Origin of the sequence: Streptomyces sp. NTH33 (assembly GCF_003236365.1) — a bacterium.
GTDB lineage: Bacteria > Actinomycetota > Actinomycetes > Streptomycetales > Streptomycetaceae > Streptomyces.
Map to the genome: position 1 here is coordinate 1 of NZ_POTZ01000230.1, position 11,176 is coordinate 11,176.

General features: G+C 65.7%; 6 protein-coding genes. All 6 read right to left on the minus strand.

Annotation, left to right across the window (positions count from 1 at the left end):
* Window positions 1-3,054, minus strand: a 3,054-nt coding sequence (locus C1I97_RS21350; RefSeq protein ID WP_111004827.1) for an RNaseH domain-containing protein, incomplete at its 3' end; no start/stop codon positions are given.
* Window positions 3,055-3,093: 39 nt separating this feature from the next.
* On the minus strand, window positions 3,094-6,405 hold the full coding sequence (locus C1I97_RS21355; protein ID WP_111004828.1) for a hypothetical protein: 3,312 nt from the start codon (window positions 6,403-6,405) through the stop codon (window positions 3,094-3,096).
* Window positions 6,402-7,649, minus strand: a complete 1,248-nt coding sequence (locus tag C1I97_RS21360; protein ID WP_146608254.1) for a restriction endonuclease-related protein — start codon at window positions 7,647-7,649, stop codon at window positions 6,402-6,404. Before C1I97_RS21360 ends, C1I97_RS21355 begins: the two co-directional genes overlap by 4 nt.
* A 10-nt stretch (window positions 7,650-7,659) precedes the next feature.
* Entirely contained in the window at window positions 7,660-8,964 is a 1,305-nt protein-coding gene (locus C1I97_RS21365; protein ID WP_111004830.1) for a helix-turn-helix domain-containing protein, read from the minus strand.
* 178 nt (window positions 8,965-9,142) lie between these two features.
* Window positions 9,143-10,513, minus strand: coding sequence for a DUF317 domain-containing protein (locus C1I97_RS21370; RefSeq protein ID WP_111004831.1), 1,371 nt, complete (start codon window positions 10,511-10,513; stop codon window positions 9,143-9,145).
* Between the two features lie 64 nt (window positions 10,514-10,577).
* A partial coding sequence (locus C1I97_RS21375; RefSeq protein WP_309147818.1) for a DnaB-like helicase N-terminal domain-containing protein occupies window positions 10,578-11,176 on the minus strand: 599 nt, incomplete at its 5' end.

Genomic DNA, 11,176 nt, shown 5'->3' on the forward strand with positions numbered 1-11,176 from the left:
GTCCATCTGGAGTGCGGCGTGCAGGGGGGCGGGGTAGCGGGTGCGCTCGGACCAGGCCATGGCCTGATGGGAGAGGCAGGCGGTGGCTCGGGCGAGGTCTTCCCGGGAGTAGCGGCGGGTGAACATGGGATTGATCTCTCGGGTGGTGATGGAGTGCCAGTTGCCGTTGAGCTCACTGTCCCTCCGCGAGTCTCTCTCGTCGCTTGCGCGCCAGCGGGTGCGGTCGTCCCCGAGGCGGCTGCGGTTGTGGGTGCGGGATTCGCTGAAGAGGAACCAGGGGTGTCCCTCGGGGCGGTGGCCGGGCCAGGCGAGATACTGGCTGACCTTGATGAAGGGGTCGAGTCCCTTGGCCAGCCGGCTTTTGGTCATGCCCTCTTTCTCGGCGTAGACGAAGCGCGGAAGTTCGTCCTGCATGGTGTTGATGCGGATGTAGCTGATCGGGTGCAGACGCTCGTCCGCGATGTCCTGGTGCGGAGTCCATAGACGCCTGTCGTCCTCGGGCAGGCTGTCGGGGGTCAGGCCGAAGCTCCTGTTGTGGAAGCCAGGGTAAATGCGACGCCATGCATGGCCATCGAGCATGACGGCGAGATCGAGACCGGCCATTTCGGGCCTCTGCTGGAGCTGTACCAGCGCACGGGCCGCGTCGCTGCCGACCTCGCACCACCGATCCATTCGCGTCTTGCTCGCGTCTCTTTCGCTGTGCAGGGGGTAGTTCTTGGCGTGGAAGGCGGTGTTCGCGTCGTAGTACGGGGCCCAGGTGTTGGTGATGTTGCTCCAGCCGAGCATGGTCCACACGCCGCCGGGTTTGATGGGTGGGATGAGCGCAGCAGCGGTGGTGATCCAGAGGGGCTCGCCTCGGTAGAGGTTGCTCTTGGTCTGCATACGGCAGTGCAGACCGCAGTAGGCGATGCGGGGCAGCGGGTTCTTGCCGGCGTGGAGAGTGGCTTCGTACCGGTCGTCGACAACGCCGAGGCTGCGGTGCATGTCAAGGACGGCGCTGAACGCGGCGTGGTCCTTGTGGTACTCCTTCTTCTGGGGCTGAACCTCGGTCAGGACGGGTGCGGCCGTTCCCTTGCGGTGCTGGAGCTTGGCGCCGATGGTGAATTGGCTGGGTACGCGTGCTTCAGCGAAGAGACCACGCACCGCGTGCTTGGCGTCCTTCTCGTTCCTCTCGGTCTCCTCAGCCCTCTTCCGGGCCGTGCGGCTGCTGTTGGCCGGCGTGTTTGCACCGTCCTGGTCGGTGCGGGGCATCTCGGTTTCGCACCAGACGACCAGGCGGGTCCCCGGTTCCTTGTAGCGGTTGATGATCGCGTCGACTTCAGCGCGGCGGATGTCAGCGCGTCCTGTGCCGTGTTGAAGGAGTTCTTCTGCCTTGTGAAGCACCAGGCGGATACCGGGGCGGAGTTCGACCTCGCTGAGTGAGGGTTTGATCGTCTCGGGATCGATGCCATAGGTGCAGGCGAGGGCCTGCACCATGCGCCGCCGCGTGGGGTATCGGTACCACAGGCCGAGATACACCAGCTTGCTCTCGCCCTGTTTTTCGATAGAGCGCTGGATGGATTCTGGGGAGGGGAGACCGACCTTGTCCTGGAAACGGGCAGCTGCTTTCTTGCTGCTTTCGTCGTCGCTTGTCTTCCCCTGCGCCCACTGCAGGTGGGATGTGTCCTGGAAGTACCGCTTGCCGAAGCCTTTGCTGTCACTGACCAGGGTCATCACGGGTACGGCGCCGCTTTCGCTGTCACTTTCGCCGTTCCCGGTCAGTTCCGAGGCGAAGGAGGCGTGGAGGTGCTCCATGATCAGGCGGTGGTGATGGGTGCCGGTGCCGGTGCCGACACCGTTGCTCTTGGGCGTGGTGGCGTGCAGGGGCCGGACCTTGCCGGGCGCCTCCATGGTGAGTGATTCGCCGCAGCTGCGTTTGTCGATCTCCGTATTGGCCCGGGTCTGGACCGCGAGCAGGCCCGTGTGGTCGACGTCCAGACGGGCGGCGATCTCCAGTCCGTATCGGTTGGCGGACTTCAAGCCTCCGGGGCCGTCCAGCTTGAGGGAGAGGACCGGCTTGTCGCCGCCGCAGTCGACCATGGCGGTCTTGGCGTAGATGACGGCGTTGCTGATGCGCCGGTTGCTGCCGTGGAAGTGGATGACGGGGTTGGTGTAGCCGGTGAAGGTGGCCATCTTGGTGTCAATGCGGGAGAGCGCGTAGTCCCGGGCGCTCCAGTCTTCTGCGAGGTCGGACCAGTTGTCAGCGATCTGTTGTGTCGCTTCGGCGCTTGGGGGGTGCCCGATGTGCGCGAAGGCGGGTCCGAAGGGGTGGTCCCAGGCGATAACGCTGCCGTCGCTGAGTGGCCGGTAGGTGAGGGTGACGGCGGTTTCGGTGTCCTTTGCCCATCCCGCTTGCCGGGGCTTGGCCGTCTCTTCTGGTTCCCTGCTCCCCTCTGTCTGTTCGGGCTCCTTGCTCTTCGGGGTCACCGGCTTCATGGCGTACTCGGTGAAGGGAGTCCTGGCGAACTTGTCGGCCATGCACCAGCGCACGGCCTGGTAGGCCCAGTCGGGCGGGTTGGGGGCCAGGCTGCCGCGGTTGAGGATGGCATCGGCCAGAGAGAGCTTCGCCGGCGTGGTGGCACGGATGAGGCCCGGCAGTGTGGACTTCCCGGTGTCGGAGGCGCTGTCGAGCGACGTGCCCTTGACCGCGGCTTCGAGGTAGGTGAACAGCTTGGCGAGCTTGACGGGGTCGATCTCCTTGAGGGAGATCATGTAGCGGAAGTGCTTGTCGAGGTGGACGTAGCCCTCGGCGAGGGCTTGCAGGGCGGTGGTGGCGATACTGAGCGGCCACAGCATCTCCACCTCTACACCCTCGGGGAGATTCTTGTTCTTTCGACTCTCCCTAGCCCACGCACCATACTTGTGCCACTCGACGAGAATCTCCGGCTTGTCTTTTCGTTCTTCTCCGCCGAAGTCGCTCCAGTCGTGGAAGGACCACACGTACGCGTACTGGCCTGCCAGCACGGCGTCGTTCAGGAGGAGGGAAGAGGTGTAGATGGTAGTGAGCTTGGCCATGCGGCTGCCGGAACCTCTCTTCGATCAGACCGGCCGGGGTCAGGAAAACGAGTGCGAAACCTCGGCGTAGCGCAGGAACTCGATGATGGCTCGACCGTACAAACGGTTCATCATCTCGCGTTCCTCCGGTGACCAAGCATCGTAGATGAGCCGAATGACCTCTGCGAGCCCCGTCGTGTATTTGGTGCCCAAGGCGGCCTGATCGACTACGAATAGATCCATGTCGGTGTCGCCGCGTCGTGCCCGTCCGGCGAGTTGGATCAGCTCTACGAGCATGGAGCTGATCAACTCCATCTGAAGATCTTGATGCATGCTGGAGAACCGCGTGGGAGAGCGCAGGATTTTCACCAGGTGCTCACGGGATGCGGTGCGGGCGTGCTCGATCGCCTCGTATGGGTCGTCCCCGCTGAAGGAGCGCGCGACACGTTGGCCGCATGCGTTGACGCTGCCATGCATCCATGCTGGGTCCTCGATGCTGAGGACTGGCCGGACGCACAGGTAGACGTCGCTGATGGCCGAGCGGGTCTCGACCACGATGTTCAGGCCGCGGGCGATCCGGGCCATGGGGGCAATGAGGATGTCGCCGAACTCGTGGAAGTCCTCCAGCTCCTCGGCGACGATCGCGCGCACGCCCTTGGGGAGGATGTTTCTGTACTCCGCGAGATCTTCACGGCGCAGCAGCACGCATACGCGATGTGTCATCCCTTCCGCCTGCGCCATGCCGATGGCGAGGTAGAGTCCTTGCTTGTAGCCGTTGACCTGGAGGATGCAGCGGGCTCGGTCGGGGTCGTTGCGGGCGAGCCAGTCGAGACGCCCCCGAAGCTGTTGCTCGTAGATCGCCTGGCCCATCTCCCGCAGCGCCGAAAGCTTGTGCTCGTCGTAGAGGCCGGCGATCTGGATTCCCTCTCCGCCAGGCACATCGCTGTTGGTGACGGGCAGTCTGTTGGCCCTGATGGACTCCTTGACGTCGGGCATCCACCAAGCCACGGGGGCATGGACGTGCTCTCCGGAGGCGTGGGGGAAGAACGCAGTGGCCGACAGGCCAAGGACGGGACGTCGTACCCCGGCCTCCATCAACGAGGTCAGACGGCCGAGTTCGCTGATGAACGTGTGAGGGTCACCGATGGTGGCGCTCTCGCGGAGTTCGGCTGTCGGCTTGCTGTCGTCACCGATTCCAGTCACCTGGTACCCGTGGATGTCGCGACCCAGCATGCCAGTCGGATACAGCTTGGAGACCGTGCTCCGGTACGTCATGGCGAGGATGTCCCGGGCTGCGGCGCTGTCGTGGTCCTGGACCTTCTGCGCCTGTTCACGCAGGAGAGAAAGAGCCTGTCCCAATTCCAGCAGGATAGCGCGCACGGTGATGAGGTTGACGAGACGGGCACGTACGGTGTCCTCGGTGACCGTCTCCTCAATGGACTGGTGCATGGCCTGCTTTACGGGAAGCAGGTTGTGCCGGCCGCGTGGAGAGACGAGGTCGTAGAGCTGGTCGGCAAGACGCTCCCAGTCGGCTCCCTCCGGCATCGGCAGCAGCTCCACGGGCTGGTCCTCGTCAGAGTCTTTGCCGGGCATGAGCTGGTTGAGCAGGGTGAACAGCTCATCGGGGATCGGCTCGTCGACATCGTGGTCGTCGGGGAACAGGTAGTTGATGATCTCCCGGTCCCGGGACGTCGCAGTCCGCCACCCCTTGTTGTCGCGGTAGGCGTCGTCCTTGTCGTCCCGGGCTTTGCTGAGCGCGGGCGGGTTGAGGATCAACTGCTTGTTCGCCAGCCACAGAAGCAGGTTCTCGGCGGTCAAGCGGGCGTGGCTGAGGGAGTTCGTGAGCAGTTCGCGCAGGTGTGGCGGAAGATTGCGCCTGTCGTCATCGACGATGTCCAGCAGGGACTTCCTCATCAGAGACGCGAGGACCGCTTCCTTGGCGCATCCCTTGATGGCACTCAGCTGGAGGGCGTCCACCTCGTCCACGACGAGCAAATGACACATGCGTGCCATCGCTTCGAACACGGACGCTCCACGGGTCCCTCGCGGCTTGTTCTGGAAGGAGTCGCCGTCGAAGACGACTCCGGTTCGCAGAGTTCCTTCCACGAAGTTCATGTGGTTGGTGATGATGACGCTGGCACGGGTCGCCTCGTAGAGAGGCCGGAACTTGTCGCACACCGGGATGAACGGACAGGCGTAGGTGCCACTCTCTCCGGGCTTGCTCAGCGTCAGGCAGTTCTCCTCCCCGGCCGGGAACGGGTCCTGGACCGTCATGTACGCCTTCTGGGCGCACGCGTAGCCCACCTCGGCAAGATCTTCCAGATTCTTACCGTCCCACTGCTCGATAGGCGTGTCCTTCATGAGCGCCCCGTACTCCAAGGCACGTTCGTGGCGCTTGGCCGGCGACATCAGCGCAGCGCAGGTCTTGGGCTCAGGGAATTCCTCCAACTGGTACAGCCAGTCAAGATCGCTGCCGATATCCCGCTTCATCTTCAAGGTGGCCTTGACGTCCGGGACGACAATCCCCAGACGCAGGTCCCGCTTGGCCATCAACGCGGCCAGCACCCGCACCAGGACCGTCTTACCGCTGCCGGTGGGCGCGTTGAGGATCTGGAAGCTGCCGTTCATCAGCTCCAGGGCCTTGACCTTGCCGCCGGGGCAACGGAGCTTCTTCAGGAACTTCTTCACGGTCCGACGGATGTACTTGGTCCCGGCCTTGCGTTCGGGACGGCTGAGGAGTTCGGCGACCTCCAGGATCTCTTTCTTGCTGAACGAGAGCTCGGGTGTCTCAGCAACGGTGACGATGCGGGGAAGGGCGTCGTGACCAGGGGCCTCGTCGAAGTCGGGGGCTGAGGGGAAGGTGAGGCCGACAGCGGCCCGGCCGAGATCCTTGCCGAGGTAGGCGACGCGGGTCGTGTAGTGGCCGGGGCCGGCGAATTCCAGCGCGCGCGGGCGTTTGCCCATGGTGTAGTGGCGGCGAATGATGCTGCCGGCGTAGTCCAGTGGAGGCTCGGGCAGGTAGCAGAGCACGTGCCCGGTCGTGCCGTCGGAGGGCAGAGCAAACAGTCCGTCGGTCAGGTCCACGGAATGTTCACTGTCGTCGCCCAGTATGGCCCGGAACGCGACGCGAACAGCGTCGACTGACGTGTAGGAAGAGGGCAGCTTTCTGACGACGCGGGCGAAGACACGGTATTCGTCTGCTGTGAGCTGGTCCCATTGTTTCAACGACCAGGGTTTGCGTTCGGCGAGCAGGGCCACGTGCCGGAAGGACGCGATGGGTGTGCCGTCGTCGCTGGTTGCCGGGAAGAAGTGGCTTGCCAGGGCGAACGCGGCGAGGAGGGCGTCTTGCTCGGGGGAGCGTCCGCTGCTCACATGTACTCCTTCAGGCGGTCGGTGAACAGGGTCAGGAAGTCGGACGCGGCCATGGCCGTCATCCCGATGCGTTCACGGTGAATGACGGATGTGAGGTAGCCGACCTGCTGGCGGCGGTGGTCAGGTACTACGAGCCAGGTGGCTCCGCCCTTGTCGCCGCGGTCCTCGATGAGCTTCTTGGCCAGGGCCCCGGGCCAGGTGTAGTCCTTGACGTCGATGGAGAAGACGACGGTGTCGCCGTCTTTGACCTCGATGTCGACGCGGTCGTTGTCGGGCCAGACCTGGACCGCCAACCGTGTCCCTGCAGCGGCTTCCTTGAGGACGTCGGCAAGCCTGAGTTCTGGGAGTCCAGGGATGCAGGTGCTGCGCCAGACACGTCGCACCAGCGCACGGTATCCCTCAGCAGGGCGGGCTCTTGGGGTTTCACGCGATGCTCCCGTATAGAGGGGCGTCTCGGCCTTGCTGGGGATGTAGATGCGGTCCTCGGCATGGAGGACCGGGGGCTGGTCGCGGGTGGCAGAGAAGGTGAAGCGGGCTCCGGTGTCTTGGTGCCACGGGTAGAGGCACCTGACGGCGTAGGTCCTGCCGTCGTCGTGCGGAATCACCTGCATGGGATAGGCGCAGGCGGGACATCCGAACCACCACTGCCGCTTGTAGAGGCAGTAAGACGGGATGTCCTGATAGAAGACCTGAGCCACGGCAGGAGGGAATCCGAGTTCCTCCAGCTGTTCCTTGTCGCAGACAGGGTATTCGATGATGTTCCGACGGTGCCGCTCGTAGAGGCCGCCCTTAATGGCCTTGAATACCTGCTCCTGGCCGAACTCACTCTCGAGCTCGAAGTGGGTAAACCTCTCGCCGCGTCGCTGCTTCTTGTCGACGATCTTGAAGATCTCCGCGGCTTCCCAGAGCAGGTCGCAGCCCTCCTGAGTGGACACGCCCACACTGTCGAGGAAGCGGAGGCTACGTAGGGGGCCGGCGAGTGCCTCGTCGGGGAAGATACCAACGAGGCTCCCGGCCTGGTCCCCGGAAAGACGGTTGAGTAGATCCCGGAAGGTGACGCGGAACCGGGGGCCCACGGTCGCCATGATCACTCCCTGGGCCTCCATCAACTTCTCGACGCGCTGCCCGGAAGAGAGACTGTCGTTGTAGCGGGCCTCCTCGCACAGCGCAAACGCGCTGGCGGCCCGCAGGACTGTCTCGTCGAACTGCCATTCTTCCGGATGTACTTCATCGTGCTCGGGCATGCCGGGCAGCTTACGAGCCACCACTGACAACCGGGGTGCGGTACTGCGGCGGGATGAGGTCCTCGAGGCCGTCGGTGGGAACCATCGGATACAACTCGCGATACTGGGCGAGGTAGTCGGCGATGTGTCTCCAGCCGGAGGCTGAAGGAAACCAGGCGTGCCGCCCCCAGGTGGCGCCGTCGGGGAGCCTGTGCTCGAGATAGCCCCGAGAGGGCGCCTCCCGACCAGGACCGGTCTTTACCGTCAGGTGGAGGCGTGCCCGGCCGACCAGGTCGTAATCGCCGCCGCGCTGACTGGCAAAGGCAACACGCACCAGTGTCCGCCACAGCCACACCGACATCATCGGGGCAGGAGCGCTCTGGCTAAGGGAGACGCCGAGGGCCGCGCGGGCAACCGCCCTGCCCCGCTTGGTCATCTCGACTCGGGTCCGCTTGATCAGCCCGGCTCCGGGAATCGTGACGGTGTCGTAGTGAACAGTGATCAGGCCGCGCCGATTCAGTGCGGCGATGGAAGGACCAGTGCCGGGATCATGGACGCCACGGTCGCGGAGGCGTTCCTGAAGACGGCTGTAGCCAGTGATCTCCGGCGGGGCGTAGAGGGCGAGCGTCATCTTCCGCCACTCGGCGGCGGGGCGACGCTGGCCGGTGCGCGAGTAGCGCTCACGCTCTGCCCGCTCTTCTTCCACGTCTTGAAGGAAGCAGGCTTCCAGGTAAATCCGCTGGCGGTCATTGAGACCGTTCCACGTTTCCATGAGGGCGGAGCGCCCGGCGCGGGGGCCCGGCCTCGGCAGTACCGGGGCGGGCTCGTCAGGCCGGGTTCTGCGCCATGCATCAACGACCACGTGCTCGGGGACCTTGTACACCAGGGCGAGGGCCTTGGCCAGGCGGCCGGCGTGCTCGGGGGTGGAGCAGGCTGTGCCGCGCACGGGCAAGCCGCGTTCAAGACGGAGCAGCTTGGTGCCGTCGAAGCTGATGCCGCGCATGACTTTCCTGCCGGACACGGCCTGCGCCGCGCGGTCAGCACTGCTGAACCCAGCTTCCCGTCGAAGATCGCGAAGAGTCGCACTTCCCCTGGGTCGGTTCGTGAGGTAGTGGACATCGACCTTGAAGAAGCTCATCAGAGCGTGCAACTGGCGGGCTTCCGGCTTGCGCTGACCGCTCTCCCAGTAGGCGACAGTCCGCTGAGTGACGCCTACCGCGTCGGCGAGCATGCGACGGCTCACTCCCCCTAGTTCCCGCAGTTGCCGAAGCGCTTCAGGCTTGAACGACTCTTCTCGTCCCATACCGCTCCAGAGAACAGCATGGAACAGTTCCATGCAACCAGCCAGAAACAGCTAGAGTCCAAAAAATCCGAGAAGGACAGGGATTTGTCTTCTGGAGTACGCAAGTCAGGGCTCGGCGAACCAGGGTTGAGCCCGTGCCGCGCGATAGCCAGCCGCCTGGCCGTGGCACGCGTAGTGTCCGACAGGATGGACACGCCGAGCTCAAACTCTGTCAGTGGGATCGGCTGGCCTGTGCCGTGGCCGCACTCGGAGGCAGTGCTGTGGGGGTGGTGATGAGGTGCGCGGTGTGCCTCACCTTCACGGGAGTGTGCGTCCGGGCTCCGGTGCCGTGGGCGAGGCTCTCGGCGAGGTCGGCCAGCAGCGAGCTGGGAGTGTAGGGGGATGCCGTGAGGGCCCAGGTGGGGTGGTCGATGCTGCGGCCGGCCCAGATGGTCCAAGTGACGAGTGTGCTGTTCGGCTTCTGGGCGGCGAAGGCGTCGAACTGGATGCCGGCGTCCCCGGACGGGTTTGTCCAGCGGATCCAGCGTCCGTCGACGGTGTGCTTCCAGCCGGCGTCGGTGAGAGGCTTCGTGGCGGCGGTGACGGTCTTCTCGCCGACGGGGCTACCGATGGCGGTGTCCCACCCGTCGCCTTCGGCGAGGTGGTGCAGCAGGGTCTGGAGCACGGGGGCGGGGGTGGTGCCGGTCGCCGTGAGGTGCCACATCCGGTCCGAGACGGGCGTCTCGTACGCGGCCACGGTCCAGGCGGCCTCGCGCGGGTCGGCTTCGTGGACGCGCTCGATGCGCAGGGTCTGGGATTCGTGGATCGCGTGGGTGGTGTCGTCGGAGAAGGTGCGCCACTTCTCCCAGTCGCCGTGTGCGGCGAGGAACTGCTCGAAGATGGCGTCGTGATCGCCGGCATCGGCAGCGTAGGCGGGGACGATCTCCGGCCGCGGGGTGGGCGGTTCGGGTTCTGTGGCCGGTGCGTCGAGCGAGGTGCGGGCCTGGGTGGCGGCGCGCTCGGTGTCGGTGATGGGCGCGGGGCCGGGCCGCATGGTGTCGCCATGTAGGCGTTCGAAGGCGGTGAGGGCCTGGGCGGGTGAGTTGAAGGTGTCGGCGATCTGCCGCAGGTGGTTCTCGCCGTGGAGGTAGACGCTCTTGTCGTTGTCGCGGTAGGTGCCGACGGCGACGGTGGTACCGCTGTCGTCGGCGTGGGCGTGGATGATGAGTCGGCCGTGGCGGATGTCGTCGTGGATTTTCTGGGCTTCGTTCGAGACCTCCCGGATCTCCGCCCGGGTACACCAGGGCATCGGGTAGTTGGCCCAGGTCCATTCCTCGTCGATCGCTTCGCGGAGCCGGGGGGTGATCTCGGTGGTGATGCCGTCTGCGGTCAGGGCCTGTGCGGCCTTCTCGGCCCAGTAGGGCTCCTCGTTGTCGATGCGGGCCATGACCAGGGTGTCTTCGTGGAGGGCCTCGAAGCCGCGGGCGGTCAGCAGAGCGCGGGCCAGGTTCTGTCGGGGGCCGGTGATCGTAGCGGTGACGGCGCTGGTGTGTGTGGGGTGGGTGTCGAGGAGGACGTGCGCGTCGGCGGAGGGGGACGTCACGAGGAGGTGCTCGCTTCTGCCGGTGGCCGGACCGTTTCAGCCCCTGCCACCGGCGGGTTCGGGGTCAGCGGGAGATGCGCGTGGCGGGTGGAGCCGTGGTCAGCGGCGGGCCGGCCCGGGGCGGTGCCGTAGCCCTGGTGCGCGCGGGCAGGGGTGTCGGCGCTGGTGAGGTGGCGTGGTGCCAGCGGGTGCGCACGGCGGACAGGCCGGCGAGCGCGCGGCGGCTGCCGACGACGAGCTGATACGGGGTGGTCGCCGGGTCGTCGGAGAACGCCTTGATGCGGCAACCCACTTGATACGCGGTCGTGAGGACGGAGCGCTGGAGGATCAGCTCGCCCCAGTGTTGCGGGGAACCGGCCGGTGCTCCGAGGAGCTTGAGCAGCTTGGTCGGCTCGACCTCGGAGGTGAGGAGGCCGCGCTGCTGGGCCTCCCACAGGACGGTGACCGGGTCGACGGGGGCACGGCGCCGGGTCAGAGCGGTCAGGCACTGCCACAGCCCGGCATGCAGGGGGTGGGTGAAGTCGTCGGCGGCCAGCCACCGCATCTGCTCGACGGCAGCAGGGAGCGCCGTCGCGGTCGCGAGCAGCAGCCACTCCTCGTTGACCGCCTCCTCGGCGTTGTAGGGGGCCGCGGTCGGCGCGGGTGTCGGGGTGCGTTGTAGGG